Origin of the sequence: Candidatus Cyanaurora vandensis (assembly GCF_013285555.1) — a bacterium.
Taxonomy (GTDB): domain Bacteria; phylum Cyanobacteriota; class Cyanobacteriia; order Gloeobacterales; family Anthocerotibacteraceae; genus Cyanaurora; species Cyanaurora vandensis.
Genome location: NZ_JAAXLT010000075.1, coordinates 1 through 26,689 on the forward strand (window position 1 = coordinate 1; position 26,689 = coordinate 26,689).

At 54.9% G+C, this 26,689-nt stretch carries 21 protein-coding genes and 2 pseudogenes; 11 read left to right on the forward strand and 12 right to left on the reverse strand.

The features are described 5' to 3' along the window. The 3 genes and pseudogenes from HFM78_RS04835 to HFM78_RS04845 form a co-directional block, all read right to left on the reverse strand. A pseudogene (locus HFM78_RS04835) lies at positions 1-434 on the reverse strand (ABC transporter substrate-binding protein); the annotation flags it as partial. Between the two features lie 60 nt (positions 435-494). Next, positions 495-3,098, reverse strand: coding sequence for a serine/threonine-protein kinase (locus tag HFM78_RS04840; RefSeq protein ID WP_287128292.1), 2,604 nt, complete (start codon positions 3,096-3,098; stop codon positions 495-497). Next, positions 3,095-3,670 carry a sigma-70 family RNA polymerase sigma factor gene (locus tag HFM78_RS04845; RefSeq protein ID WP_287128293.1) on the reverse strand — a complete coding sequence of 192 codons (576 nt, stop codon included), beginning with the start codon at positions 3,668-3,670 and terminating at the stop codon, positions 3,095-3,097. Before HFM78_RS04845 ends, HFM78_RS04840 begins: the two co-directional genes overlap by 4 nt. 179 nt (positions 3,671-3,849) lie before the next feature. On the opposite strand from HFM78_RS04845, the gene HFM78_RS04850 reads away from it, so the two are divergent. Further along, on the forward strand, positions 3,850-5,319 hold the full coding sequence (locus tag HFM78_RS04850; protein ID WP_287128294.1) for an AAA family ATPase: 1,470 nt from the start codon (positions 3,850-3,852) through the stop codon (positions 5,317-5,319). Between the two features lie 72 nt (positions 5,320-5,391). On the opposite strand, the gene HFM78_RS04855 is transcribed toward HFM78_RS04850, so the two are convergent. After that, complete coding sequence (locus tag HFM78_RS04855) at positions 5,392-6,030, reverse strand: PaeR7I family type II restriction endonuclease (RefSeq protein WP_287128295.1); 639 nt, start codon at positions 6,028-6,030, stop codon at positions 5,392-5,394. A gap of 86 nt (positions 6,031-6,116) precedes the next feature. Then, complete coding sequence (locus tag HFM78_RS04860) at positions 6,117-7,190, reverse strand: site-specific DNA-methyltransferase (protein WP_287128296.1); 1,074 nt, start codon at positions 7,188-7,190, stop codon at positions 6,117-6,119. 123 nt (positions 7,191-7,313) lie between these two features. Between HFM78_RS04860 and HFM78_RS04865 the strand changes: the two genes are divergently transcribed. Beyond that, on the forward strand, positions 7,314-8,735 hold the full coding sequence (locus HFM78_RS04865; protein ID WP_287128297.1) for a glycoside hydrolase family 13 protein: 1,422 nt from the start codon (positions 7,314-7,316) through the stop codon (positions 8,733-8,735). Positions 8,736-8,866: 131 nt separating this feature from the next. Next, on the forward strand, positions 8,867-9,121 hold the full coding sequence (locus HFM78_RS04870; protein ID WP_287128298.1) for a hypothetical protein: 255 nt from the start codon (positions 8,867-8,869) through the stop codon (positions 9,119-9,121). A 45-nt stretch (positions 9,122-9,166) separates the two neighbouring features. On the opposite strand, the gene HFM78_RS04875 is transcribed toward HFM78_RS04870, so the two are convergent. From HFM78_RS04875 to HFM78_RS16145, 3 genes and pseudogenes are all read right to left on the reverse strand, one after another. Beyond that, positions 9,167-9,577: a fasciclin domain-containing protein gene (locus HFM78_RS04875; RefSeq protein ID WP_287128299.1), complete on the reverse strand. Its 411-nt coding sequence runs from the start codon at positions 9,575-9,577 to the stop codon at positions 9,167-9,169. A 166-nt stretch (positions 9,578-9,743) separates the two neighbouring features. After that, positions 9,744-9,917: an FG-GAP-like repeat-containing protein gene (locus tag HFM78_RS16140; protein WP_396034897.1), complete on the reverse strand. Its 174-nt coding sequence runs from the start codon at positions 9,915-9,917 to the stop codon at positions 9,744-9,746. A gap of 3 nt (positions 9,918-9,920) precedes the next feature. Beyond that, a pseudogene (locus HFM78_RS16145) lies at positions 9,921-10,049 on the reverse strand (hypothetical protein); the annotation flags it as partial. A gap of 143 nt (positions 10,050-10,192) precedes the next feature. Here HFM78_RS16145 and HFM78_RS04885 point away from each other — a divergent pair. Beyond that, positions 10,193-15,013 carry a caspase family protein gene (locus tag HFM78_RS04885; protein WP_287128301.1) on the forward strand — a complete coding sequence of 1,607 codons (4,821 nt, stop codon included), beginning with the start codon at positions 10,193-10,195 and terminating at the stop codon, positions 15,011-15,013. Here HFM78_RS04885 and HFM78_RS04890 read toward each other — a convergent pair. Then, positions 15,010-15,642, reverse strand: coding sequence for a hypothetical protein (locus HFM78_RS04890; protein WP_287128302.1), 633 nt, complete (start codon positions 15,640-15,642; stop codon positions 15,010-15,012). The two genes, HFM78_RS04885 and HFM78_RS04890, sit on opposite strands and share 4 nt — an antisense overlap. Positions 15,643-15,810: 168 nt before the next feature. On the opposite strand from HFM78_RS04890, the gene carA reads away from it, so the two are divergent. The 4 genes from carA to HFM78_RS04910 all read left to right on the forward strand — a co-directional run bounded on the left by carA (position 15,811) and on the right by HFM78_RS04910 (position 20,150). After that, the gene (carA, locus tag HFM78_RS04895; RefSeq protein WP_396032846.1) at positions 15,811-16,938 is read left to right on the forward strand and encodes a glutamine-hydrolyzing carbamoyl-phosphate synthase small subunit; all 1,128 of its coding nucleotides are present in this window, start codon (positions 15,811-15,813) and stop codon (positions 16,936-16,938) included. Positions 16,939-17,001: 63 nt separating this feature from the next. Further along, the gene (gene psb35, locus HFM78_RS04900; protein ID WP_287128304.1) at positions 17,002-17,220 is read left to right on the forward strand and encodes a photosystem II assembly protein Psb35; all 219 of its coding nucleotides are present in this window, start codon (positions 17,002-17,004) and stop codon (positions 17,218-17,220) included. A 221-nt stretch (positions 17,221-17,441) separates the two neighbouring features. Next, positions 17,442-18,407, forward strand: a complete 966-nt coding sequence (locus HFM78_RS04905; RefSeq protein ID WP_287128305.1) for an orange carotenoid protein N-terminal domain-containing protein — start codon at positions 17,442-17,444, stop codon at positions 18,405-18,407. Between the two features lie 285 nt (positions 18,408-18,692). Then, positions 18,693-20,150, forward strand: a complete 1,458-nt coding sequence (locus HFM78_RS04910; protein ID WP_287128306.1) for a SpoIID/LytB domain-containing protein — start codon at positions 18,693-18,695, stop codon at positions 20,148-20,150. On the opposite strand, the gene grxC is transcribed toward HFM78_RS04910, so the two are convergent. Then, complete coding sequence (gene grxC / locus HFM78_RS04915; protein WP_396032810.1) at positions 20,147-20,407, reverse strand: glutaredoxin 3; 261 nt, start codon at positions 20,405-20,407, stop codon at positions 20,147-20,149. The two genes, HFM78_RS04910 and grxC, sit on opposite strands and share 4 nt — an antisense overlap. Before the next feature lie 252 nt (positions 20,408-20,659). Between grxC and HFM78_RS04920 the strand changes: the two genes are divergently transcribed. Both HFM78_RS04920 and HFM78_RS04925 read left to right on the forward strand, forming a co-directional pair. Then, complete coding sequence (locus HFM78_RS04920) at positions 20,660-21,655, forward strand: CHAT domain-containing protein (RefSeq protein ID WP_287128308.1); 996 nt, start codon at positions 20,660-20,662, stop codon at positions 21,653-21,655. Positions 21,656-21,682: 27 nt separating this feature from the next. Then, positions 21,683-24,205 carry a tetratricopeptide repeat protein gene (locus HFM78_RS04925; protein ID WP_287128309.1) on the forward strand — a complete coding sequence of 841 codons (2,523 nt, stop codon included), beginning with the start codon at positions 21,683-21,685 and terminating at the stop codon, positions 24,203-24,205. Here the strand turns inward: HFM78_RS04925 and HFM78_RS04930 are convergent. Continuing rightward, positions 24,202-24,624 (reverse strand): hypothetical protein, encoded by a 423-nt coding sequence (locus tag HFM78_RS04930; RefSeq protein ID WP_287128310.1) that lies wholly within the window; start codon positions 24,622-24,624, stop codon positions 24,202-24,204. The genes HFM78_RS04925 and HFM78_RS04930 overlap by 4 nt on opposite strands. Before the next feature lie 515 nt (positions 24,625-25,139). Here HFM78_RS04930 and HFM78_RS04935 point away from each other — a divergent pair. Continuing rightward, a complete protein-coding gene (locus tag HFM78_RS04935; RefSeq protein WP_287128311.1) occupies positions 25,140-26,216 on the forward strand; it encodes an amidohydrolase family protein in 1,077 nt (358 codons plus the stop codon). Here HFM78_RS04935 and HFM78_RS04940 read toward each other — a convergent pair. Next, the gene (locus HFM78_RS04940) at positions 26,161-26,685 is read right to left on the reverse strand and encodes a hypothetical protein (RefSeq protein WP_287128312.1); all 525 of its coding nucleotides are present in this window, start codon (positions 26,683-26,685) and stop codon (positions 26,161-26,163) included. The two genes, HFM78_RS04935 and HFM78_RS04940, sit on opposite strands and share 56 nt — an antisense overlap. Positions 26,686-26,689: the final 4 nt, after the last annotated feature.

The window sequence follows — 26,689 nt, forward strand, 5'->3', positions numbered from 1 at the left end:
AAAGGGTCCCCAATCCGTTTCAGGGCATAGATAAAATCATCGCTCACTACCTCCCGGCCCCGTCCGCCCGTAAAGCACGGGTCATCCTGATAGCGAATCCCCTTTTTGATCTGGATAGTATAGATCTCACCGCCATCGGCTAGAGGGGTGCGAATTGGCAGGGCCGCCGCTAGACCGGGCTGGAGTTCCATGCGTTGACGTTTGAGGTAGTTATATTCATACAACGTCTCATTAATATTGCCGAGAATCTGGGCCGAGGTGTCGTCGTACTGTACCTGGGGGTCCATGGAGCGCGGGTCTTCCTCTAGGGCTTGGTACCAGACCAGACGCGGCGAACCGTCGGCATTTGTGCCTTCTTGAGGATGGGGATAGTTATTACAGCCAGCGAGGGTAAGGAGTAGACTCAGACCCAGGGTCTTGGGTAGCCAGTGCATGGGCATCATGTGCGCACGAGGAAATCAGCTAAAGGTAGCATAAAAGCATGGAAATGTTAGTTATTTGGCGAGTTGGCTAATCATCTGTTCAGCTTTGGCAAGGTTGAGGGCAATCATCTCAGGGCTAACCCGGTCATTCTTAATCAGGGCATCCTGTGTTTTTAGCTCAGTCAAGACTTGGAGGGCCTGCTGGTACCAAGTCTGGGCAGTGCGCCAATGGGCTAGCTGACGACGCGCTGGGAGGCTAGTATCCTTGGCAAGTTGAGCATAGAGTGCGCCCAGTTTGGAGTAGGGATAGGCCAAGTCACGGCGGACCCGGACATTTTTGGGGTTTGCTGCCACCAATCGCTGACGGATCGTCAGTTCCTGGAGGTAGTAAGCACGTCCACCCGAGGTGTCCTTAAACTGCTTGAGCAATATATCTCCGAGTCGTTCGTAGGCTACCGCGAGGTCACCCTTAGCTTGGACATCCCGCGTGTCGGCTTTTGCCAGAGCCTCGGCAATTTGGGCACTGACGCGGTAGTGGCCTAAGGCTTGGGTAGGGTCTTGGCGGAGGAGGTCGCCTAGGCGCAGGTGGCTAATCCCCAACATCCGTTTGACCCGTGGGTCACGGGGGCTAGTCTGTTCTAGTTGCTGGGCTAAGCGCAATGCCGCTTGATAAGCAGTCAGGGCGGCTGGGCGGTCCCCGAGGTTGTAACGGAAGATGGGGTTACCCTGGATACTCCCCAGCTTGTCGTAACTCCGCCACAGATCGCGTTGGGCTTGGACATCCTGCGGGGCGAGCTTCAGGCGTTGCTGATTTAGGATGAGAGCTTGGTTATGACTCGTGCGAGCGGCGAGGGCATCACCGAGGGTAAATTGAACGATCCCCAGTTCGGTGTAAGTATTGGCTCGCTGGGATAGAACCGCCGCGCCCGTCAGGGGTAGATTCTCAGTCAGGATGAGGGCTTGACGATGTTGGCCCAAGGCTTGTTTGAGCTCCCCGGTTTCTCGGTAAATCACCCCGATCCGGTCGTAGTTGGCCGCCGTATCGAGTTGGAGTTGGCGGTCCGGCTGGCTGAGGAGCTCAGTACGGATACGGAGGGCTTTTTGGTAACTACTCAAGGCTCCTTGGGTCTGGCCTAGGTTCGGGACCGTGGGATCGCCTTGGATATCGCCGACTTTCTCATAGGCTTTAGCTAGTTCACGGGCCAAGGCGGTGCTGGCTTGGGACTCTAGGGCGAGTTTATCTAAGTAATCCAGGATATTTTTGACCAAACGTTCGCGGGCGGTGGTCGAACCGGGGAGGCGGGCAATATCTTCATCCAGAGCAAACATAAAGTCATTCGCTAAGGTCCGCACGGTCCCGTAGAGCCGTTCAATCCGGTCACGCTCCTGCTGGGCAACTTGAGCCTGCCAAGTTGTAGCGACGATCCCGACCACTAGACTGACCACGACTAACCCCCCAGCGAGGACACTAGTTTGGTTGCGCTGCCCAAATTTGAGCAGACGGTAGCTCAGGGTATCGGGACGGGCGGACACGGGGCGTTTCTCCAGATGACAAAGTAGGTCTTCCGCTAACTGGGCTGCGGAACCGTAGCGGCGGCTGGGGTCTTTTTGCAGGGCCTTGAGCAAGATGGTGTCCAAGTCGCCCATCAGCCGCCGTTGTAGTCGTTGGGGATGACCTTCGCGGGGCAAGCTAACGCGCTCGGGGGTCAAAGGGCCTTGACCCGTCACCTCCCCAGTCCGGTTAATGACGGTGCTGGGCTTTTGGGGCTCCTCCTCAAGGATGGCGCGGGGCATGGCGTAGGGGTCTTTGTGGTAACAGGGCCGCCAGCCGGTCAGGAGTTCATAGAGTAAAACCCCCAGGGAATAGACGTCACTCGCCGGTCGGATCAAATCGCCTCTGATCTGCTCGGGACTCGCGTAACTGGGAGTCATCATCCGCATCAGAGTAACGGTGGGGTCAGCCACGCCCGGTCCCGGATTGAGGAGTTTAGCAATCCCGAAGTCCAACAGTTTGGGGACGCCATCGGCAGTGACGAGAATATTGCCCGGTTTGATATCACAGTGGACGATCAGGTTTTGGTGGGCGTACTGGATGGCGGCACAGACCGGGCGAAACAACCGTAACCGTTCACTAATGGTCAATTTATGGCTATCGCAATAGGCGGTAATGGACTCCCCATCAATGTATTCCATAGCGAAATAGGGCAGACCCTGGGGAGTAGTGCCGCCGTCGAGGAGTTGGGCAATGTTGGGATGCTGGAGGTCAGCGAGGATCTGGCGTTCGTTTTGGAAGCGTTGGATGATGTCCTCGTGGCCCAACCCGGCTTTAATCAGCTTGAGGGCGACTAACTGCTGATACTGGTCAGTGCGCTTAGTGAGATAGACCGTACTCATCCCGCCGCGACCAATGCAACGCAGGATCGTATAGCGGTCCACACTGTCACCGGGTTGGAGTTCCTGGGGCAGGGTGGGGGTGAGGAGGCCACTGAGTTGGGCGGCAGGGTGAGCAAGGAAGTCTTCATCCCCCTCATGGGCGGCAAGTAAGGACGCGACTTCAAGTAAGACCGTCGGTTCCTCCGTGCTCTGGGCCAAAAATTCCTGTCGTTGGTGCGGGTTCTGTTCGAGGGCTTGGGTAAAAAGCTGCTTGATGCGTTGGTAAGTCTGGGCATCACTCATGGGGTCAACTCCCGGCGTAGCCAAGCACGGGCCATGCTCCAGTCCCGTTTGACCGTAGCGGACGAAATACTGAGGACCGTGGCGGTCTCTTCAATGGTTAGACCGCCGAAGTAACGCAGTTCGACGATTTGGCACTGCTGGGTATCGAGTCGGGCTAGCTGGGTCAGGGCCTCATCGAGGGCCACGAGGTCCACATCCCGTTCCCGGGCCGAGACCCCGAGGGCATCGTCGAGGGAAATCTTCTGGAGGTCCCCGCCCCGTTTCTCCGCCCGGTGGCTCCGGGCATGGTCCACCAGGATACGGCGCATCATCTGGGCAGACACAGCAATGAAATGGGCCCGGTTTTGCCAAGGGACGCGCGTCTGGTCCACCAGTTTTAGGTAGGCTTCATTAATTAGAGCCGTGGCCTGGAGCGTATGGTCCGTACGTTCTTGGCGGAGATAGCTCCGCGCAATGCGGTGGAGTTCCGCGTGGACCAGCGGAATTAGTCGGGCCAAGGCGGCGGAGTTACCGTTGCGCCAGTCCAAGAGTAATTCTGTAACATCAGTTGAGCGATCGGGCGTAAGGGTCATGGGCTGGGTACGTTCTACAGGAAGATACGTAGTAGTAGAATACTCTATGCGCTGGGTTGTGCCGCCCTTTTATGTCCCTGGCCGTGGGTTCTTTTTTGTAAAGTTGTTGGTTTTTATGAGCTAGCGGGGAATACTTTCTCGCTTTAAAAGGTATGAGCCATCATTAACGGGGAAAGGCCATGGCAGGCAAGCCCAAGCAGGGGCGGTTACAACAGGTGGACCCACGGGTGATGCAGGATCTGCGCGGGGCCTATCAGAAGCATTGCAACAGCAGTCCGACGACCCTAGCCAACCAGCTAGCCCAGTCCTTCCCGGACCTCTGCCGTCTTGAGAGTGGTTGGGTTTTAGCCCAGAAGACCGTCCGTAACTTTTTCGCTCAAGCCGCCGCCGCTCCGACCACCATCGAAATCCTGTGCCGTCATCTGTTGGGTTTGCCCTACGACAGCTATTTACGGAGCTTAGTGACCACGGCGGACCAGTTGTTGGCCCCGCCCGTCTACTGGGTGGGCCGGGAAGTCGAACTCCAACGTTATCAAGATTGGGCCGTGACCCCAGGGGTCCGGGCTTTATTTTTGTTGGGAGAGGGCGGGATTGGTAAAACTACCCTCGCGGAAGCCTTGGCCCAACGCTTACAGACCCCGTTCCCCCAGCAGGTCCTCCTCCGCTTGGACCCCCACAAGACCCCCGATGATTTCTTAGCGGAAATCCTGACCCAGCTGGGCTACCAGGACAATACCCCAGCCCAGCTACTCCGCCATTTCAAACAGCGGCCTACCTTAGTTGTGGTGGATAACCTAGAGGCGGTGCTGACGAATATGCACTTCAGTGGCGACCACCAGGGCTACCGCACCCTGTTTGAGAGTTGGCTCGACCAAGAACACCAGAGCCTCATTGTTTTCACTAGCCGCAGTAAGCCCTGGCTCCTGCCCCGCGACCGCACCGCTCTCAGGGAGGACCGCGTCTGGGGACTACCCCCGGAGGTCTGGTCGTCTTTTTTCGCGGAACGGTTGCGTGACTACGGCTTCTCCTTGACCGCTCCTTGCCAACAGACCGCTATCACAACGATGGGTCAACGCTGTGCTGGTCATCCCCTCGCGATGCATCTCTGGTGCGCCGAAGCCTGTCAGCAAGCCCAGGGCGACTTGGCGGGCTACCTCACCCACGGCCCGGATATCTTTGACCATGCCCAGCTCAGCGGGGTCCTCCAGGAACAAGTGGAACAGTTACACCAAGAAGACCCCAACACTTGGCACCTCTTGGTCCGGCTCGGGGTTTATCGTTTCGGGATCGCCGTGGCCCAAACCGGGGTCCAAGCTCTCGCCTGGGATGAAAAAAAGCCCCGGCTCCAAGCCTTAGTGGACCGCTCCTTGGTACAGTTTGACGCAACCCAGGGCGGCTACCGCTTGCCGCCCCTACTCGCTGATTTTTGTCGCCGGACGCTGGAGGGTCAAGCCGAGTGGACCGAGTGTCACCGGCGGGCCGCTCACCACTGGGAAGACTGTGCCCGCCACGCCCAACCCGCTCAGCAAGCGCGATTGCGAGAAGAAGCTTTTTGGCATCGGTGTAGCTTTAAGGGTGAGGACCCCATGCTCCCGCCATTACCCCTCTTACCGTCTCCCCTGGGTTGGATGTGGGGGGCTAGGGTCTGAGCTAGTCTGGCTTGAACCTTACCCCGCCACCATGGACATCCACACCCCGGATTGGGTCTGCGTCATGAAGAACTATTGTGCGTGACGAAGTAAATCACTGAGGAAAGCCTGGGCGGTGAGGTCGGCAGCAGGTTCTGTATAGTTCGGACGCTGCTGCACCTCGTCGCGCTTACTTAGCAACAAGCAGGCAGCGTTGTATTGGCGTTCCAGAACCATTTTTCGACAAAATAACGCTGAGCGTTGGGCATAGCTTGAGTTACTAAATTCCTGGCGGACGGAAAAATGTTGTAGGGTGGCGAGCCTAACGGGTGACGTAGAAGTATGCGTTTCCTCTAGTAAAAATAAATATCCTAACCATGGAGCCGGACCAGCCCCGAAGGTCTGTTCTCGATGGGCCGTCCAGATATCACTCGCCGCGCCTAACGCCTCTTCAATACGATTGTTTAAGTTATTGCCAAAACTGGGACCGACCAAGCTTTTTAGCTCAATCACTGCCTTCAATAGCTTTCGTTGCGGATCGACGACCAAGAAATCATAATTTTTTGTTGCGCGGTAGAACCCAGGCAAAACAGTCAGACTCCTCTTCACATGAATATGCTCAGCCGGAACGCCATTGCTGAGCAGTAAATCGGTGATAGTCAGTGCGAAGCCATCCATTTGCTTGCCGCCCGTCGCTTCTCCCCTATTCCCTTGATCAATCTTCCCCGCCAAAGTTTGCGCTTATAACTGGGCTAAACGGGCATCCCAAAAACCACGCACAGCCTCCTCAAAAACCGGGGGTGGTAACACTGGGAGCGTCATAGGTTTATTTCAGTCAATGTAAGTTCAAGTTGAGGAGAGACTTTTTGACCTAAGTCGGGCTGGGGTGAAGTAAACCGGTCATGAAGACGGGCTACAGCCATTTGGTGATAGGTCGGCTCTACTTCAATACCCAGGCTGTTGCGTCCCCATTGGGCGGCAGCTACACTCGTCGTCCCTGTACCGAGAAAGGGATCGAGTACGGTATCACCAACAAAGGAAAACATTCGTACCAAACGCTCAGCTAGTTCTAAAGGATAGGGAGCAGGATGGTGACGGGTCGAGGCCCCCTTAATATCCTGCCAAATCTGCTGAAACCACCGCCGATGGCTGGCTTCGGGAATAACTGATAGGACTCGATTAATCATGGCTGGGCTTCGGTAGCCACCGGGCTTACGCTGCATCAATATAAACTCAATATCATTCTTGATAATGCCGCCGGGTTCGTAGGGCTTACCTAAAAAACTGGTACCATTTCCTGCCGCTTCTAGGACAGCATTTGAAATTTTATACCAAATGATTGGGGCTAAGTTATCAAAGCCAATCGCTCGACAATGTTCTTGGACACTAGCATGGAGTGGAAAGACCCGATGCCGTCCGTATTGCCGCCGCGATACGCAGACATCACCCACAACGATAACTAACCGTCCACCGGGGACTAGAATACGAAAAATGTGCTGCCAGACGTGGTCTAGTTCCTGTAAAAATTGCTCGTAGTCGGCAATATCACCCAGTTGACCTTCAGTATGCACATACTCTTTCAGGGTCCAGTAGGGCGGGGAGGTTATGACTAACGGTATAGTTGCGGCAGGAATGGCGGCTAAGTTACAACTATTTCCCAAAACCAAACGATGGGTAGAGGGTAATTGTTGCACCCGTCGCTGGATATCTGCCATCAACCCCACATCCTTACTCATCGCTGGCATTGCTCGCTGTTCGTCTACAGCCAGTAGTCGCGCCGCTTGCTCAGGAATTAGATCTCGCTCATTGAGGGCAGCTTCCAGGGGCGTAGGACCAAGGGGTAATTCGAGTTTTGTCAAGATATTGATCAGGGGTAGGGTCTGGCTGGTCATGGTTGTCCTAGGCGTTATTGCTATCGTACTTTGAATGTTTACAGGTCGAACCCAGGTCTCCCCTGGGTTGGATGTGGGGGGCTAGGGTCTGAGCTAGTCTGGCTTGAACCTTACCCCGCCACCATGGACATCCACACCCCGGATTGGGTCAAGCACAGTGTTTTTTATCAAATTTTCCCGGATCGTTTTGCCCAGGGCCAACCGACTTTTCATGGGTTGACCTTCCAACCTTGGGCGGCGGACCCTACCCTCTACGGTTACAAGGGCGGCAATCTCAGGGGCGTGATTGAGAAGTTGGACTACCTCAAGGACCTGGGGATCAATGCGATCTATTTCACGCCCATCTTCCAATCAGCTAGCAACCACCGCTATCACACCCACGATTACTACCAAGTGGACCCCTTACTGGGTGGGAACGAAGCTTTTTTGGCCCTACTTAAGGCGGCTCACGCAAAAGAAATTAAAGTCGTCCTGGACGGTGTTTTTAATCACGCGAGCCGGGGATTTTTCTTTTTTCATGACCTCCTTGAAAACGGTCTCCACTCGCCTTATCAAGATTGGTTCAAAATCGAAGGTTGGCCTCTCAGTCCCTACGATGGCGACCGTCCCGCTAATTACGTCAGTTGGGACAACAACCGTGCCCTCCCCGAGTTCAACCATGACCATCCTCCGGTGCGCGAGTACCTGATGCAGGTGGCGGAATACTGGATTGGGCAGGGGATTGACGGCTGGCGGTTGGATGTCCCATTTTGTATCCAGACCCCCGGTTTCTGGCAGGAATTCCGGGCGCGGGTCAAACAGATTAATCCCGAGGCTTATATCGTCGGTGAGGTCTGGGAAAATGCTGAAGCTTGGCTGGATGGGACCCAGTTTGATGGGGTAATGAACTATCCCTTTGCCGCTCACACAATTGCTTTTACCGCTGGAGACCGGGTGGACTTGGGCCAGGTGAAAAGTGTTTCCTATCGGCCCTACCCCGCCCTTTTTGCCACCGAGTATGGAGAACGCATCCAAGCTCTACTCCAACAGTATCCCTGGGCAATTCAACTTACTCAACTTAACTTGTTGGCGAGCCACGATACGGCCCGTTTGATGACGATTGCGGGCGGGGATGCAGCTAGTGTGGAACTCGCAACTTTATTGTTAATGACCTTCCCCGGTGCGCCTAGTATTTATTACGGTGATGAAGTGGGTTTACCCGGTGCCCTCGACCCCGATTCGCGCCGGGGTTTCCCGCCCGAGAATCAGTGGCGGCAGGACATCCTCACCTGTCATTGCACGTTAATCGCGTTGCGTCACCGTTATGCGGCGTTGCGGGTCGGGGACTATCAAGTCTGTTATGCCCAGGGTGCAGTCTATGCTTTCTGGCGGATCTTGGGGGAGCAGGCTTTACTGATCGCCCTTAATGCGGGGACAGAACCCGCCCAGATTACGCTCACGGTACCCGAGGGGCTAACAATTCAATACGGCAAGGGCAGACAGCAAGGCTCAAATCTTGACTTACCCGCCCGCAGTGGGATGGTGTTTGGACCAGAGGTGGTCTAGGTAGCTAAGGCGACAACTCCCATGGGTAAAAATGTTACACAACAAATACAGTACCCGCTTAGGAATGTTATCTAGATAACAAAGTTGTTTGGGCCGTGCTATTAGAGTGGTCCAAATTCTGACGGATAGCCATGGCAAACCTACCCGAATTCCTGTTCAAAACCTTTAAAAATCCCGATACCGCCGGATACGGTCGCCGAGTGAACTACACCCCAGCCGCGAACATCGCCGATTGGTTACTGGCTGCCACAGGTGAAGTCCATCTGGCTGAACTGGTTTATAGCTCTAGCCTACAGGCGTATTTTTACCGCTGTGAAGACCCCCAGGACCGGGCTGTCCAGGAGGAGTTCGGCTTGGTCCTGCAACCGAGCCGCGCCCGCTACTAAAAAGCACCCGCCGGACTGCTCCGGTGGGTGCTCAAAGGAGAATGATTAACCTTTGGGTAGCAGAACTTTGTCAATCACGTGGATGACCCCGTTGTCAGCAGCAATGTCAGCCTGGGTGACCCGAGCCTCGTTGACCATCACTTGCTGGCCCTGGGTCTGAATCGCAATGGATTCACCAGCGACGGTGGGGACGCTACCGGGCTTAATGTCGCTCGACATCACTTTGCCGGAGACGACGTGGTACTTGAGGATATTCGCCAGCTTGGTTTTGTTCTCAGGCTTGAGCAAATCGGTGAGGGTCCCGGCGGGCAAGTTCTGGAAAGCCGCATCAGTGGGGGCGAAAACGGTGAAAGGGCCGTTACCCTGGAGGGTCTCAACGAGGCCAGCGGCGGTCAAAGCTTGTGCTAGGGTCTTGAAGGTGCCCGCTTGGACGGCTGTTTCAACGATGTTTGCCATGTGGTGGTCCTTCTGTCTATATTCAACACTACAAGAATAACTCGAAAGTAGTGAAACAAAATCGTCCTCTGTGGGGATTTGTAGCCGGGGCCACTTTTTTCACTCAGCCCCCGGCATAACCGTCTTTAGGATTTAGCCTGCCGTAGGTCGGCGGCGGTAATCCCCTCTAGCGCGAGACCATCCCATCAAGCTGCCCATCTCCGTTGACGTTCCCCACGAGCACGGCAAGAGGTCTATTGCCGGTCGTTGTAACCATGGGTGCTGAAAATACACCCTGACCATCGTTCGTGAGAACCAACGCCTGATTGGTTTGTGTTGTTACCACGAGGTCTAGGTCCATATTGAAGTCTCCCGTGGTCAGACCTCCTAGAGAGTTCCCCGCCGTGAGCCGTTGGGGAGAGGCTAGGAAGCCGTTACCCTGGTTAACCAATAGTGCAATCGTGCCATCTGCTCCCGCCGTTGCCACATCTGGACGACTATCGCCGTGAAGTCCCCAGTGACGATGGCCTGCGCCTTGTTATCGCCCCCAGCAAACCCCAGTGTCAGGGGAGAAATTTGTGTAGGGATCGTAGGAATAAGTGCTTATAATCTGGGCATCACGCTACGCTTATCCCTATGTCTCCCGTCAGTCTTGGTACTAGCCGTCCGATTACCACCGAGGTCAGTACGGCCTGTTTCTGGGGGTTACTCATCGGTGTTAACGACTATGCGGCCCCAGGATTAACCCGGCTTCAGTATTGTGCGGCGGACTGTGAAGGCTTGAGCGAGGCCCTACGCGTGGCAACAGGGGCCAGACAGACTCTTTTTATTCACCATGACGAGACCCTGGGGGGAGCAACACTAGCGCGGGTCGAGCGTAGCCTCAGCGAGATTATCCTTAATGCCAAATCCCAGGATACCGTCCTAGTTTATTTTTCGGGGCATGGGGTCCTGTATCAGCAACAGGTGGTGTTGTGTCTCGCAGATACGGACGGGGCTGACCTTGCGGAGACGGGGTGGGAAGTACAACGACTCTTGGCGCGCCTAGAGCAATGCCCCGCTCAACACAAACTGGTGTGGTTGGATGCCTGTCATAGCGGGGGGATGCGGACGCCCCTCTTGCCCCTAGTCGCGGCCCTACGTTCGCAAGCGGCCCAGAGTACGGGCTTCCATGCCCTGCTCTCCTGTGACCAAGACCAGCGTTCTTGGGCTTTTCCGGCCTTGGGCCATGGTCTGTTCACCTATTTTTTGATCCAGGGTCTACGGGGAGCAGCGGCGGACGAACGGGGTCTGATTGCCGCTGATGGCCTCTACCGTTACGTCTATCACGAGACCCTGGGCTACCTAGACCGCCTCAACCAACAGCAACGGTTCCTCAGTTATCAACAGGCCCGCCGGGGGGCCTACCAGCCCCTGCCCGAATATCCCCTGCAAACTCCTAAAAAAATTGTGGAGATGGTCGGCGAACTGGTGATTGCGACCGCCGTTCCCCTGACCCCGCTCCCCTGTCGGGCCTTAGTCGGCGCGGAATTCGCTGAGGACGAGACCGCCCTCGCCCTGGGGCAACGCTTGAACCGACTGGGGGGCTACGCCCTCAGCTACTGGCCCCTGGGGTCTACGCCTTTAGTCCAAGCCCTACAAGAAGTCCTCAAGTCGCCCGTCGAGACGGTCTTCCTATATTTACGGGGTCAGATTGCGGGCGATGAACTGGTGCTGGCGGGGACTCGACTTAAACGGGCACAACTGGTCGAGACCCTAGCTGAAGCACGTACGCCCCGCTATATTCTGGTCCTCGACTGTCCGGGGGCCGTGGGACTTGGTGATTGGATCGAGTCCTTACGTAATGAAACTCAGGGGCAAGCCCTCATTGTCCAAGCCGCCACCACTGAATTTGCCCAAGCCCTCCTACAGACCCTAGACACAGGCCACTCGGGACTTACGGCATCGCGGTGGCTGAGTCAATTAGAAGAGCAGTGTCCAGGGGTACAGACTTGGCTAACGGGCACCCAGGGCGTAATTGAGGTCTTGCCCTACACCCACCGTAACTATCAACCCACCGCCTTAGATCTTGGGATCTGTCCCTACATGGGCCTGCGGGCCTTTACTGCAGCCCAAGCTGGTTTTTTTTATGGACGCGAGGCCCTCGTCGAAAGCCTTCTGACCCTGGTTCAATCCCAGCCTTTTCTGGCGGTGGTCGGGGCCTCGGGTTCGGGCAAGTCGTCTTTGGTGCAGGCCGGGTTGATGGCAAGGCTACGGCAAGGCAAACTTCCCCGCAGTGAGCAGTGGTGGGTCAAGAGTATGCGACCTGGTACAGAACCCCTTACGGCTCTTGCCCAACTGGATACAACGCAAGACTTCCACGCGTGGCTGGCCCAACAACCGACCGTGGTTCTAGTCGTAGACCAATTTGAGGAGCTATTTACCGTGACCCCCGAGGACCAACGGCGGCTCTTTTTAAATCTGCTGTTGACGGCCTTGGCGAGTGCGGCGAACTTTAAGCTAGTCATTACCCTCCGGGGCGACCATATGACCTCGGCCTTGGCGGTTCCTGGTCTGGCCCCTTACCTCCAGCAAGCAGCAGTCCTAGTCCCGCCCCACTTGAAGCGAGAAGAATACCGGGCAGTCATCCTCCAACCGGCTCTCCGCGTTGGTCTGGAGGTGGAGCCGGACCTCGTGGAGGTCCTACTGGAAGAACTCAGTACCACTGGCGGTAATTTACCGCTCCTAGAGTTCGTACTTGAGCAGTTGTGGGAGGCACGCAGCCAGGGGACCTTGACATTAGCAGCTTACCGGCAACAGATTGGTGGTCTTCGGGGAGCCTTGGAACGTAAAGCCGAGGCCGCCTACACTGCCTTAGATCTTGCAGCGCGAGAATGTACCCGGTGGTTATTACTGGATCTCGTCCAACTCGGGGAGGGGACTGAGGACACCCGCCGCCGGGTCCCCCGCGCCCGACTTGCCGCCCCACGCTTCCCCCCAGAATTGGTGGCGCGGACCCTCGACTACTTGATTGCCGCGAAGTTGGTAGTGGTCGGGTCCGCCGGGGGTCAAAACGAAGACGGGACGGTGGAAGTGGCCCATGAAGTCCTGATTCGCAGTTGGTCTACCCTGCGCGAGTGGCTCAAAGAGAACCGGACCCTCCTGCACAACCTGCGCCGTCTGGAACGGGCCTCCGCGCTTTGGCAGAGTCAGGGGCAGCAGCCAGACTATCTCTTGCGCGGTCTACCGCTAGCCCAAGCCGAGGGACTCTGGTTGCAGTACAGCGACCGGATGTCGCCCCTAGAGCAAATTTTTATTGACCGTTGTCTAGCCGAACGCGAAAGTGAACAGCAAGTAGCGCGACGACGACTTCAAGAAGCCCGCTGGCTGGCGATGGCCCTAGGTACCCTAGCGGTGATGGCTTTGGGTCTGGCGGGGGTGGCTTACTGGCAGTCGCTCCAGTCCCAGGAACGCCAAGTGGCAACCCTGGTCACCTCGGCTCAGCTGCGTCTTGCCAGCTCTCAACAACCCGAAGCTCTCGTTGATAGTGTCCACGCCGAGCAATTAGTCCAAGGGATTTGGACCGCGCCATCAAACCTACGCACAGCTACGCGCCACATTCTCCAAGAAGCCCTCTACACCCTCCAGCAGACCAACCGCCTCGAAGGACACCGCAATGTGATCAGTGGTGTCAGTTTCAGTCGGGATGGGACCCTGGCTACCGCTAGCTGGGATAAAACCATCCGACTTTGGCGGCCTGATGGTCGGCTGTTGCGCGAGATTGGGCAGGGTGCGGCGGTGTCGAGCCTCTGCTTTAGCGGGGATGGCAAGACCCTGGCGGCTGGGGATGCCCAAGGCCGGATTCGTTTGTGGAATTTAGACGGGACGCTCCAACGGACCCTCCAGGGACACCGAGAGAACATCTGGGGGCTTAGTTTCAGCCCTGATGGCAAGCAATTGGTCTCAGCAGGCAAGGACCAGACGCTGCGGCTTTGGACTCGGGATGGAAAACTGCTCAAGATCCTCACGGGTCACCGCGCTCAGGTAATGGGCGTGCGGTTTAGTCAAGACGGTCGGTGGATCGCCTCCGCCAGTTGGGACCGGACGATCCGGCTCTGGCGGCGCGATGGGACACTGGTTAAAGTTTTGCAGGGCCACCGCGAAGGGGTATGGCAAGTCGCCTTCAGCCCCGACAGTCAAACTCTCGCCAGTGCTAGTTCAGACAATACCCTCCGCCTTTGGGACCTCACAGGCCGGAAGGCTCCTCAAATCTTCGTGGGGCATGACGGCTCGGTGGAGGGCGTAGAGTTCAGTCCCGATGGCCTGACCTTGGCTTCTAGTAGCTACGACAAAACGATTCGGCTCTGGAGCCGGGATGGGACGCTCCTGAGTGTCCTCCGGGGTCATAACTCGCTAGTGACAAGCCTCAGTTTCGCGCCCCGAGGTAATTTACTTGCCTCAGGCAGTAATGACACAACGGTGCGGCTCTGGAATCTGGCTCCGCCTTGGTTACGGACCCGCGCAAGTCACCAAGGAAGCCTAACGGACATCAGTTTCCAACCTGACAGCCAAGCCTTGACAACCACTAGCCTTGATAAACATATTCATGTCTGGCGGCCTGATGGCAGGTTATTACGGACGATTACGTTGCCGGTCGAAGTCCTGACGGCCTCGCTCGCCCCCGATGGCACCCTGGCAGTGGGCGGGAATGACAAGACCTTGCGTCTTTGGACCCCAGACCAGTCCCTCGTCAAAATCGAGCTAACCGAATCCATCGCTAACCTGCGTTTTAGCCCCGACGGTCAGACGCTAGCTGGGGCTGGCCTTGGGGGTACGGTCTACTTCTGGAGCCGCACAGGTCAACCCCTGGGGTCCTTCGCCACGGAGACGAAACCCCTACGGACCCTGCGCTTTAGCCCCGATGGACAGCATCTGCTCATCACCTCGGGCTTTGACTCCACCCTGCGGGTGTGGGACCGTCAGGGAAACTTACACCAGCGCTTAGTTGGTGGACCCAGAAACGAGTTTCGGGATGCCACGTTCAGCCCCGATGGACAGTGGATCATTGCCGCTAGTCTTGACCAGACAGTTTTTCTTTGGCAGCGCAATGGCAAGCTCCAGACCATCCTCAAGGGGCATACCGACCAGGTTACTAGTGTCAGTTTCAGCCCCGATAGTCAAATGATTGCCTCCGGGAGTAATGACCGTACGGTACGTCTGTGGCACCCGAGCGGTCAGCCAATTGCCGTTCTTCATGGGCATAATAGTGCGATCAGAGTCATTACCTTCAGTCCCCAGGGCAAAACCTTGGTCTCTGGGGATGAGGAGGGGAACATATCTTTCTGGCAGGACCCACAAACTAGTCCCCGCTATCTACTCCAGGAAAGCTGTGCCCACCTACAGGACTATCTCACCTACAATCCAAAGGTCCCGTTAGAAGACCGGGACCTCTGTACTGATTTCCCCAGCCAGCCTTAGTTCAAAGTCCAAGTTACCGGGTTTAGGAGTGCACCAAAGGTAACAAAATCCGCTGCTCCCATTGAGGTTGCAGGCGGAATCGGAGTCCCTAGTGTGAAAGGTATGGTCTGCTTGAAGCCCATTGGCAATTCAGAGAGCGGTACGCGTACACCGGCATTGTCATAGGTGTAGACGCTACAGGGTCCATTGAGCGCACAAACCTCATACTGTATCGGCTCAGCCCCAGCGAGTTGATAGGAATAAACAATCTGGGCTTGCATCTGATAGCAGTTGGGGCGGTGGGTCCCATCTGCAACTGAACCCTGTTGTAAAGATAAAAGCTCGCCTTGCTTATTGATAGATGGCACCTGCTGCTCCCCAGCAACTGTCATCACTTGGCTAGGTATCTTGGAGGCCGGTCCCTCAAGATAGACCCTGGTGTTTGGGCCGATGCGGTTGACCCGGACAACCTGTCCATTATCCCGTTCTATAATCTGGATCATACCTGCTCGCGTAGAGAGCACGTAGTTAGCCTGGAGAATAATTCCAGCGGTCAAGGGAGTCGCAGCCCCGACGCCAATTGTATAGACGGGTTCTAGCCCGGGGGTAGTACCGGGGACCACGAGACTAACTAGCCATTCATCAATCATAAATTCACCTCAAATTAGAAGGGTAGGGGAATGATTCAAAGCGATAGTATCTCTAAATCATTCAGCATCATATACGCCGCAACTCAGGAAAATATGCAATCTACCCGAGGCACGGGATACATTGATGAAAGTGGATTTTGAGGTACACCCGTGGTCCCGGCGGTTTTGATGTTGGCGGATGGTACGATGTTTCGGGGTCAGAGTTGCGGGATGGCGGGGACGACGGTGGGCGAGTTGGTCTTCAACACCGGGCTGACAGGCTATCAAGAAGTCATGACGGACCCCAGCTACTGCGGACAGATTGTCACTTTTACCTATCCTGAACTGGGCAATACGGGCATCAATGGTGAGGACACCGAGTCCCTGCGGCCCTGGGTCCAGGGGGTAGTCTGTCGGAATTTTTGTGAATATCCTTCTAATTGGCGGGCCACCAGTAGCTTGCGGGAGTATTTGTTGAAGTGGCAGGTCGTGGCGATTACCGGGGTAGATACCCGTGCCCTCACCCGCCATCTACGCGACCACGGTTCGATGAATGGGGTGATTTCGACGCATCTGGACCCCGCCCATCTACAACAACACCTCCAGGCGGCACCCCAGATGGACGGGCTAGATCTGGTGCCGCAAGTGACGACCCCCAGTGCCTACGAATGGACCGCAGCCACAGCCCCCGAGTGGGAATTCGCCCATCCCCATCCCCAAACCCAGCCCCTGCGGGTGGTCGCCCTCGACTTTGGCATTAAACACAACATCCTGCGCCGCTTGGTGGCCCACGGTTGCCGGGTCTTTGTCGTCCCCGGTACGGCAACAGCTGAGGAGATTTTGGCCTACGAACCCGACGGAATTTTCCTGTCCAACGGTCCCGGCGATCCCGCTGCCATTACCTATGGAACCTCGACGACCAAGGAACTGTTGACCCAGGGCAAGCCGATGTTTGGCATCTGTCTGGGCCACCAGATCCTCTGTCAGGCCCTCGGCGGCACGACCTACAAGATGAAATTTGGGCATCGGGGCCTCAACCAGCCCTCCCAGTACGCCGTCTCCAATAGTGTCGAGATTACCAGCCAGAATCACGGTTTCGCCGTAGACGATGCTTCCTTGGCCCAAGCCCCGGTCGCGGTGAGCCACCATAACCTCAACGACCAGACGATTGAAGGGTTACGCCACCGCGACCTCCCTGTGTTCTCCGTCCAGTACCACCCCGAAGCTTCCCCTGGCCCTCATGACGCAGACTATCTATTTGCTGAATTTGTCAAGCTCATGACGACGGAACGGAGCCTAACAGAAAATCTCTCTTAGTGTGTAATGTTTTGTAAATACAATCGAGTAAGCTATGTGTAAGCGTACTCGGAGGTGGCGGCAATGGTTTATTTTTGGGGCGTACTCGCCTTAGGTTTCATCGCAGCAGTGGTTATCGGTTCGATTGCTTGGTACAACTCGAAGCGGCCCGCTGGTTGGGAATCCGCCGACACCCCGGACTGGGCTAATCCCGATTGGGCCAAAGCGGAAGGTAAGCAAGGGGAAGGACCCCAAACTGATGCTAATGTTGAACCGTTGAACGCCGGTCCGCGCATCAAGTAAGCAGTAGCAGCTTTTCCGCCTGAAGAATACAAGGGCCGTGCGGCCCCCCAAAACTTGATTTTTTAACCCCACCCATTCCCACAGGTCACAGCGTGGGTTTCTGGGTGGGTCGTGATCATCAGACCGCGATCGAATCTCGTAAAATTCTTTGTAATATTTCTTAATAAACTTGAAAACGGTACTAGGCTGAGGGTAGGTGCGAAAACCAATCGGAGATACCCATGTCGCTTACTCTTGAATCAGTCCGGGGCATTTTTCTCGAAACCCAGGCTCCCAGTGCGATCCCGGACATCCTGACCCGTTTTCAAGAACTCAACCTTGAGGACCAACTCGCTTTACTCTGGTACGCCTACACCGAGACGGGCCGTTCGATTACCCGTGCGGCCCTTGGTGCAGCGCGGATGGAATTGGCGGAGGGATTGCTGACTGAGATCAAGCAGATGTCCCGCCCTGACCAAACTCAGGTGATGGTAGACCTTGCCCGTCGTGCCGACACCCCGTTCAGCCGGACCTATGGTGTTTTCAGCGTCAACACCAAGCTCGGTTTCTGGTATCGCTTGGGTGAACTGATGGCTCAGGGTGTCGTTGCGCCCATTCCCGAAGACTACAAAATGACCCCGGAAGCCGAGACCCTGCTCAACCGGATTAAGAAATTGGATGGTGGTCAACAGATTACGGTTTTGCGGAATACGGTAGTGGACATGGGCTATGACCCCCTAAAGGCCGACAATGCCCCGGTCAAGGAACTCGACCCCAAGTTCATCCGTCCCGAACCCGCCCCCAAAACCAAGACCCTCGAAGGCATCACCGAACCCGCCGTCCTGGGGTATTTTGAGGCGATGAACGAAGACCGCTTTGAGACTGCTGCCGCGCTTTTTGCCCCTGAAGGTTCCTTACAGCCGCCCTTCCAACAACCGATTGTGGGCCGTGAAGGGATCATCCGCTACATGCGCGAAGAAGCCCAAGGTCTCAATATGTTGCCAGAACAGGGCATTTGTGAAGTCCAAAACGACGGCTCCAAGCAACTCAAAATCACCGGCAAAGTCCAAACGCCTTGGTTTGGGGTCAATGTGGCGATGAACATTGCTTGGCGTTTCGCACTCAACACCCAGGGCGAAATCTTCTTTGTCGCCATTGATATGCTCGCCTCCCCCGAGGAGCTACTCAACTTGCGTCCCTCCAAATAAACCGCCGCACGAGCAGTCGAAGAGAGGGCGGGGGGGTCGTAAAGAAGGCCCCTCCGCCGAGTAAATAACTTACCCGTTCTCGTGGAGAGCTTTAGTTGCACGGGGGGTGGGGGGGGCCCCTCACGGGTCAGCGGGAGTGTGAGGGTAGAACCTTAGGTTCTTACCCTCACGGGCTGTTGAATGCAATGCCAACCACTGTCTCCCACCGCTAAGTCGGCAGCCAAGGCCGAAGAGAATTGTAATTCCGCCCCCCTAGAATAGACAGGTCAGACCAAGGGGACGGCAATGGTGTGGGTAATAGTCGGGGGATTTTTGTGGGCGTTGGGGTTAGCCTGTGGGGCCGCTCCCCTAGACATCGGGATATTTCAACGATTTGGTGAGAATCTGGAGCAGGCCACGGTCCAAGCAGTCGGGGAGCAACCTTTAACCGTCGTTACTTCAGAACAAAGACAGTTCCAGACCCGGCGACTAAAAATTCAGACCACACGCGTCCCCTTAACAACCCCGATGCCCTGGAGCCGGGTAATGGTTAGTGCCCACCGGAGTTTCGAGGATGCCCAGGGAGTCGCCCGGACCCTAGCCCACCTCAACCCCGCCATCGTCCGCCCCCAACGCTGGCAAGTCTGGGTTATGCGTCAGGCTACTCCCCCGACCCCAGCCCAAGCCCAGCTAGTGACGCAGTTACAACAGAACTACCCGACCGCCCGTGTCGAGAGCGGGTTACAAACCGAGGAAGTAGTCCTGGATTTAAACCAACAGTACCGAGCGCGTCAAGTCACTATCCAAGCCCCCAACAACCGGGTGAAATTCGGTACACGGCTCTACGGCGGCAATCTGCGGCTCATGCCCAACAGCTACGGGACCTATAGCGTCATCAACCGGGTAGACCTCCAGACCTACCTGCGCGGGGTCGTCCCCTACGAGATTGCCCCGGTCGCGCCCTACCAAGCCATCAAAGCCCAAGCCGTCGTCGCGCGGACCTTTGCCCTACGAAACCTTAAACGCTTCAGTTTCGATGGCTATGACCTCTGCGCGACCGCGAATTGTCAGGTCTACAAAGGCTTGAGTGGGGTGACAGCCCTGACGGATAAAGCGGTTGCCAGTACCCAGGGTCAAGTGCTGACCTACCAGGGCGAATTGGTGGATGCCCTCTATACATCAGCCAATGGCGGGACCAGTGCCCGTTACTCCGACCTCTGGCTGGGGCGAGAGCGGCCCTATCTGCAAGCCAAACCCGAAAGCCTCCGCCCGCCCAACCTGGGTCGTCTCGACCAGGAAGCCAACTTGAAACGACTTTTGGGCTATCGGCAGGACTTCAACGAATCCGGGTCCCCGGCCTTCCGCTGGGTCCGTACCTACAGTAGTGCCAAGCTCGTCGCCTCATTGCAGGAGAATCTCCCGACACTGGGGCTGGCGTTACCCGACCTGACAACCGTGACGGGTCTTAAAGTTGCCGAGCGTTCCACGAGTGGGCGGGTGCTCCGGTTGGCAGTCCAGACGAACCGGGGGGAGTTGACCTTGAGCAAAGATATGATTCTCTCCGCTATCAATCAGTTACCCAGCACGTTGTTTTATGTAGAGTCCGCTGGGGATAAAGGCTTCCGCTTGGTCGGGGGGGGCTGGGGGCACGGGTTGGGCCTCAGCCAGTACGGGTCCTATGGCTTGGCGAAACGCGGTTGGGATTACCAGCGTATTTTAGGGTTCTACTTCCCCCAGACCAACCTCAGCCGTTGGGCCAGCTAACTCGCCAGGAGGGAGTCGAGTCGGCCTTCATCCTCTAGCTCGTACAGGTCATCACAGCCGCCGAGGTGTTTCCCATTGATAAAGATCTGGGGCACCGAACGCCGCCCCCCGCTCAGGTTCGCCATTGCCGCACGCGCTTTTTCATCCCCGTCAATCGCGTACTCTGTAAAAGCAACCCCTTTATGGCTCAAAAGGGCCTTGGCCCGCAGACAAAAAGGACAGGAACGCCAAGTGTAAATCTCAACTTTTACCATCAACTTTCACCACCGCTTCTTCCCATCATACTGAGAACATCTCAACACTCCCAGGGCCAGAGCGTGTAGGACGCTTGGCTCGCAGACCTAATTGTCCTAGTCAAATTACCTTAACTTATGCATAGCTGCTCAAGAGGTGCCCCCAGACTCAAGATAGGTTCGGTATCTGTAGGAGAGGTAAGAATTCTCCAGCTTTAACTATGTATCCATGTGCTTTGCGACTACATTAGTCTTTATAAATTTCTAAATGAATCCATGACAGTTATCACGCTCCGAGAACAGGGTTTGACGGATGGTAGTTTTACAGTAACAGTACAGATTGGGGACGGCGGGGAGTATGCCGTGGTTGTGTCTGACCCTTTTACGGCGGAGGCGGCGGAGTTGCGCTGGTATTTTGAGCAGTGGTTGGTGCGTCCGATGTTGGAGCGGGTCCGGGCGGAACGGGCGCAGTTGAGTATCCGCAGGTATGGTGAGGCACTTTTTAGACAGGTTTTTGTGGATAATCACGAGGTTTATGTGGCTTATCGAGAGGCAGCTAGTAACTCAAGGCCACTGCGGGTGGAGATTGTGGGGAGGTCGTTGGAATTTCAGGCGTTGCATTGGGAGGCGATGTGGGAGCCTAACGCGCCGAGTCCTTTGGCGGTGACGGGTGTGATGGTGCGGAGGAGTGTGAGACCTGTTGCACCTTTGGCGCGGGGGGAGGCTTCACCGTTGGTGCGGTTGTTGGTAGTGGTGGCGCGACCGGATGAGGATGAGGATGTGGGCTATCGGACGGTTTCGCGGCCTTTGATTGAGGCGGTGGATAACGGGCAGTTGCGGGTACAGGTGGACTTATTGCGTCCGGGGACTTTTGAGGCGTTGTCTCGACATCTTGAGGTGAAGGAGGCGGGATTTTATCATGTCATTCACTTTGATACTCACGGTGCGTTATTAACTTATGAGCAGCTTGGGCAGCAGGAGTCGAATGCTGCGCCACGGGCACGAGCGTATCGGGAGCGGTTTGGACGTTCGGAAGTGAAATCCTATGTAGGGGTGAAGGCGTTTTTAGTGTTGGAGGGCGAACAGAAGGGGGCTGCGGATTTGGTGGAGGCGACGGAGTTGGCGGCATTGCTCACAGGGAGGGGGATTCCGGTGTGTGTGCTGAATGCTTGTCAGTCGGGGATGCAGGTAGAGACGGAAGCTTATCAGGAGACGAGTCTGGGGAGTCAGTTGCTGGCGGCGGGGGTGCAAGCGGTGGTGGCGATGAGCTAGTCGGTCACGGTCACGGCGGCGGAACTGATGATGACGAGGCTCTATCAAGAATTATTTGAACAGCAGGAGTTTCTGGAGGCGGTGCGGCTGGGGCGTTGGGAGTTGTTTCAGCGGAAGGAGCGTCGGGCTTATTTTGAGATGTTGATTCCCCTAGAGGATTGGCTTTTGCCTGTGGTTTATGTGCAGCGGCAGTTGGCGTTGAATCTGCGGAAGTTTACGCCGGAGGAGGAGGCACAGTATTTGGAGCGGCGGGGACAACGGGCTGAGTTTGAGACTCCGACTCATGGGTTTGTAGGACGGGATCTGGAGATTTTGAAGTTGGAGAAGGGGTTGTTGAGGCATAATATTTTGCTGTTACAGGGGATGGGGGGGACGGGTAAGACGACGCTGTTGAAGTATGTGCGGATGTGGTGGGAGCGGACGCAATTCACGGGGGCGGTGTTTTATTTTGGTTACGATGAGCGGGCTTGGACGGTGGCGCAGATGCTCCATGAGATAAGTGGGATTGTGTTTAGGAAGTATGACCGGACGAATTTTCAGGCGATGGGGTTGAGTGCGCGAATCGAGAAGATGATTGAACTACTGCGGGGTAACTGTTATGGGTTGATTTTGGATAATTTGGAGTCGGTGACAGGGCAGCAGTTGGCGATTCAGAATACGTTGTCTGGTGAGGAGCGGGAGCGGTTACGGAAGTTTTTGGGGCGGTTGGTTGGTGGGAAGACGCGGGTGGTGTTGGGGTCGCGGGGGCGTGAGGAGTGGTTACAACCACAGACTGTTAGTGAGAATGTCTATGTTTTACAGGGGTTGGACCGGGAGTCTCGGTCAACATTAGCTGAACGGATTCTTAAGCGGCAGGTGGGGGATACACGGGCCAAGGAGTTACAGCAGGGGGATGACTTTGTGCGGTTGATGAAAGTGCTGGCGGGCTATCCGCTAGCGATGGAAGTTGTCCTTGCTAATCTTAAGCATCAGACAGCGGAGGAGATACTACAGGCATTGGATGCGGGGGATGTACGGCTAGATAAAGATAGTGGAGATAAGACTGAGAGCATCTTAAAATGTGTAGAGTATTCGTATAGCAATCTCGACATTGAGTCACAAAAGCTATTGGTGTGTTTAGCTCCATTTCAGGGATTTATCAACCGAACTGCTCTTGTGAATTATTCTAATAGTCTAAAAGCACTTGAACCGTTCAAAGATTACCCTTTTGATAAATTTGATACTGCTATTCAAGAAGCAGTTAATTGGGGGTTAATTTCTCCATTAAATACAAACGAGCCTGACATCCTGGCGATACAACCACTTTTCCCTTACTTTCTCAGGACGAAACTTACTCAACTTGATAGACAAACACAGCAGGCTTTACAAGAAGGGTTTAAAAGCCATTATCGAGACTTAGCAAGATATTATTTATATCAACTCCTGTTATCCAAAGACTTCCAGAAAGCACAAATAGGTACTTTCATCTGTAGACTTGAGTATGACAATATGTTCAAAGCATTAGAGATTTGCTTAGAACAGTATGAGAAAATTACTATATTTTATTGTCTGGATACATATTATGAAAAAATTGGGGATGTCCAAAGTGGACTCAAACTTAGTGAATTTATTTGTCAAACATTAGAGCAATATCCAACCGAACTTAAAGAAGGCGCGTTACTAGGTGAAATGATTATAGCTTTTGGTCAACGAGCATCTGGATATTTAAAGACTCAAAAATATCCACAAGCTAAAAAAGACTATGAAAAGGCATTACAAATACTTGAAAGAATACTTAAAGCGTCTACCTGTATCAAACAAAGGAAAGATTATATTTTACGGATTGCTACCATTTATCATCAATTAGGAATAGTAGCTCAGAAGCAAAGAGAGTATGAGTTGGCAACACAATATTTTCAGAAGGCTCTAGATATCTATATTGAATTCGACGACCAAAAACCCAAACAAGCCAGTACTTATCATCAGTTAGGGAGAATATCCTTAGAGCAAAGGAACTATGACCAAGCCCGACGAGACTATCAGCAGGCATTAGATATCTACATCGAGTACGATGAACGTTACGAACAAGCCAGCGTTTATCATCATTTAGGAACTGTGGCCTTAATGCAAAGAAAATACGAACAGGCGCAGCAATATTGTGAGCAGGCACTAAAGATTTATGACGAATACAATAAACGCCACAGTAAAGCCTACACCTATCATCAATTGGGGAGAATAGCTGAAGAGCAAAGAGACTATGATAAAGCTCTACGCAATTATCAGCAGGCATTAGATATCTTTATTAGATTCGATGACCTCTATAATCAAGCCCAGACTTATCATCATTTAGGAAAAATAGCCGAAGCACAAGGGGATGGTGAGCAGGCGAAAGAGTATTTCTTGCAGGCTTTACAGATTTACAAAGATAGTCAAGACGAGGATAGTAGTGGGATTCCACTGAGTAGCCTTGGTCGTATTTATCAAGCAACTCAAGATGAAAGTTTACTAATTCGAGTTGCTGAGATGCTGGGTGTGACAGTGGAGGAGTTACGTGAACGATGGAGCGTCTAACTCGGCTTTGTATACTTGCAAAAAACATCTAGTCCAAGACTCAAGATATACAGGGCGATTACGGTCATTGCGGCTGTACTCATATCTAAACCCGCGTTTTGAGCAGCCTCCGCTAGAGAAGTAATCACACCGACAAGCAATGCACCCTGAGTTGGATTCTTTGAATATTCCTTAACCTTGCTACTAAAACCACCGTCCCCACAGATCCTCTCTCGCATGACCTCAAGCGTCACTTCCCAAAGCGAAGGCCGACCCGGAGCATAGGACACGGCGGCAAGCGTTTCTTTCGGCATCAAGGCAGCAAAACTCGCTTCATAATTGCCCTGGTAGGTCTCCAATGCTTGCAACGCTTGTATAGCTTGCGGTTGCCCTGCTAACTGTACCCGCAACCGCTGTATCTCTTCTGCCGCCAACGCCATCGCCAATCCCCAACACTGCCCCGAATTATACCCCCCGAGCAACCACCCTCAAGAGTTCGTAGCCCCCCCATCCTAAAAAACTCCCCACAATCTTTCTGTAACTGTTGCAATAGCATGTTGACGGTTTACAATCCTTCTGTAACTTCTGCGATAGCATGTTAACTAGACACAATGGCATGTTGATGACCAACAATAGCATGTTAACAGTTTACAATCTTTCTGTAGCTCCTGTAATGACATATTGATGATTTACAATGGCACATAGACTACGCACAATGGCATGTTGACTAAGCACAATGCTTCTGTAACTCTTGCAATAACATAATTTTATTTGCAAAGCGGAAAAACCTCAACAGCCGCTCCCTACTCCTAGCCCCTCCCCCACGTGGTGAGGCAGGAGAGTAAGAATTAAAAATGCTCTTCTGTGTTTTGCCTTGGTCCCCCACCACGCCTGTGCCCGTCAGGGTATGGGGCGGAGGGACCTCTTTTGTATTGTCAACTCCTAGGATGAATGGATGATGCCGCCGGGGTTAGTCGAGTTTCTGGGAGGAGCGGGACCGGGGGAACCTGTGCCGGGTACCCCCTATTGGGTCTTGCCGGGATTGGTCAATGCCCATGACCATCTGGATTTCAACCTGTACCCGCGTCTAGGCCATCCGCCCTATGCCAATAGCTATGAATGGGGCCGGGAGGTCTATCGGCCTGAGCAGGAGCCGATTTGCTCGATTCTCAGAGTAACGAAACGAGACCGCCTACGCTGGGGAGCCTATCGCAACCTGTTGGCAGGGGTAACGACGGTTCAGCACCACAACCCCTGGCACTGGTCTATATGGAATTTTCCCGTGCGGGTGCCGCCCTACACCTGGGCACATTCCCTGGATTCAGGACGGGATTGGCAAGGGCAGTACCAACGGTCACACCAGGGACGGCCTTTCTTTATTCATGGGGCAGAGGGCGTGGACACGGTAGCAGGTCAAGAGGTCCGGGTCTTAGCTAAACGGGGGTTGCTGGGTCCGAGTACGGTCCTAATCCATGGCATCAATCTGGATGAATGGGCCATTACCCAACTCCGGGATACAGGGGCGGCGGTGGTGTGGTGCCCGACCAGTAACTTTTATTTGTATGGACAGACCGCCCCAGTGCGGGAACTGCTGGCAGCAGGGGTCCCGGTGGCCCTGGGCAGTGACAGTACGATTTCGGGCAGTGCGGATTTGTTGTGTGAATTACAGGCGGCCCGGAGATTGGGTTGGTTGAGCGATGAAGCGCTTTACGCGATGGTGACGAGTGCAGCAAGTCGTATCCTGGGCCAAGCTCAGACGACAGACTTCATCCTGGTGGCGGCTCCTGGGGCACAGACGGCGGCGGAAGCTCTTTTTCAGGTCAATACGGAGACCCTACATTTAGTCTGGGGCCAAGGGCGGGTGCTACTTGCGGCGGAACCACTTTTACCTCTGGTCACGGGGAGGTTACGGCCCGTGGGGATAGATGGGCGGTTGCGGTGGATCTGGGGTCCGTTACCTGAATTATTGCGGCGGACTACGGCTCGGTTGGGACAGCGGAGTTATTTTGAGAAACGGTTGACGGTGGTCTGATTCTTGCTAAGGCCGCTTGCATGACCTGTTGTTGTTCCTCGTCGTAACCCCATTTCTGGAGGAATAAAGCGTAGGGTCCGGCGTGGTCGGTGAGGGCTTGGTTCATGCACTGGGCCTCCGGCTGGCAGTGGGGAAGTTGCACCAAGAGGTCATGGGTGCGGCGGGCGGTCTCCCTGGAACCCTGGGCAGCGGGTTCATCATCCCGTCGCTGGTGGGTGAGGACCATGGCGGTGGACATGACTAAATTCTTGACCAGGAGTTCCGGAACTGGAGCGGGGGCTTGGGCGAGGATTTCGATAAGCGCGTTAGGCACAGACCAATCCCCAGTTAGAAAAATTACCAAGAAGCCACGGGCTCCGGCAGGCGTTTCCAATAGACGGGCAATTTCCAGGAGGGCGGCTGGGTCCTGGGGGTACCGCTGGAGCAGGTCTTGAGCCACGACGAGGGCTTGCTCGAAACTCAGGGCCATCACC

Coding starts and splice junctions, on each gene's coding strand:
- HFM78_RS04840 (WP_287128292.1), bottom strand. CDS start 3,098: ATGAGTGATGCCCAGACTTACCAACGCATCAAGCAGCTTTTTACCCAA.
- HFM78_RS04845 (WP_287128293.1), bottom strand. CDS start 3,670: ATGACCCTTACGCCCGATCGCTCAACTGATGTTACAGAATTACTCTTG.
- HFM78_RS04850 (WP_287128294.1), top strand. CDS start 3,850: ATGGCAGGCAAGCCCAAGCAGGGGCGGTTACAACAGGTGGACCCACGG.
- HFM78_RS04860 (WP_287128296.1), bottom strand. CDS start 7,190: ATGACCAGCCAGACCCTACCCCTGATCAATATCTTGACAAAACTCGAA.
- HFM78_RS04865 (WP_287128297.1), top strand. CDS start 7,314: ATGGACATCCACACCCCGGATTGGGTCAAGCACAGTGTTTTTTATCAA.
- HFM78_RS04870 (WP_287128298.1), top strand. CDS start 8,867: ATGGCAAACCTACCCGAATTCCTGTTCAAAACCTTTAAAAATCCCGAT.
- HFM78_RS04875 (WP_287128299.1), bottom strand. CDS start 9,577: ATGGCAAACATCGTTGAAACAGCCGTCCAAGCGGGCACCTTCAAGACC.
- HFM78_RS16140 (WP_396034897.1), bottom strand. CDS start 9,917: ATGGACCTAGACCTCGTGGTAACAACACAAACCAATCAGGCGTTGGTT.
- HFM78_RS04885 (WP_287128301.1), top strand. CDS start 10,193: ATGTCTCCCGTCAGTCTTGGTACTAGCCGTCCGATTACCACCGAGGTC.
- HFM78_RS04890 (WP_287128302.1), bottom strand. CDS start 15,642: ATGATTGATGAATGGCTAGTTAGTCTCGTGGTCCCCGGTACTACCCCC.
- carA (WP_396032846.1), top strand. CDS start 15,811: ATGTTGGCGGATGGTACGATGTTTCGGGGTCAGAGTTGCGGGATGGCG.
- psb35 (WP_287128304.1), top strand. CDS start 17,002: ATGGTTTATTTTTGGGGCGTACTCGCCTTAGGTTTCATCGCAGCAGTG.
- HFM78_RS04905 (WP_287128305.1), top strand. CDS start 17,442: ATGTCGCTTACTCTTGAATCAGTCCGGGGCATTTTTCTCGAAACCCAG.
- HFM78_RS04910 (WP_287128306.1), top strand. CDS start 18,693: ATGGTGTGGGTAATAGTCGGGGGATTTTTGTGGGCGTTGGGGTTAGCC.
- HFM78_RS04920 (WP_287128308.1), top strand. CDS start 20,660: ATGACAGTTATCACGCTCCGAGAACAGGGTTTGACGGATGGTAGTTTT.
- HFM78_RS04925 (WP_287128309.1), top strand. CDS start 21,683: ATGATGACGAGGCTCTATCAAGAATTATTTGAACAGCAGGAGTTTCTG.
- HFM78_RS04930 (WP_287128310.1), bottom strand. CDS start 24,624: ATGGCGTTGGCGGCAGAAGAGATACAGCGGTTGCGGGTACAGTTAGCA.
- HFM78_RS04935 (WP_287128311.1), top strand. CDS start 25,140: ATGATGCCGCCGGGGTTAGTCGAGTTTCTGGGAGGAGCGGGACCGGGG.
- HFM78_RS04940 (WP_287128312.1), bottom strand. CDS start 26,685: ATGGCCCTGAGTTTCGAGCAAGCCCTCGTCGTGGCTCAAGACCTGCTC.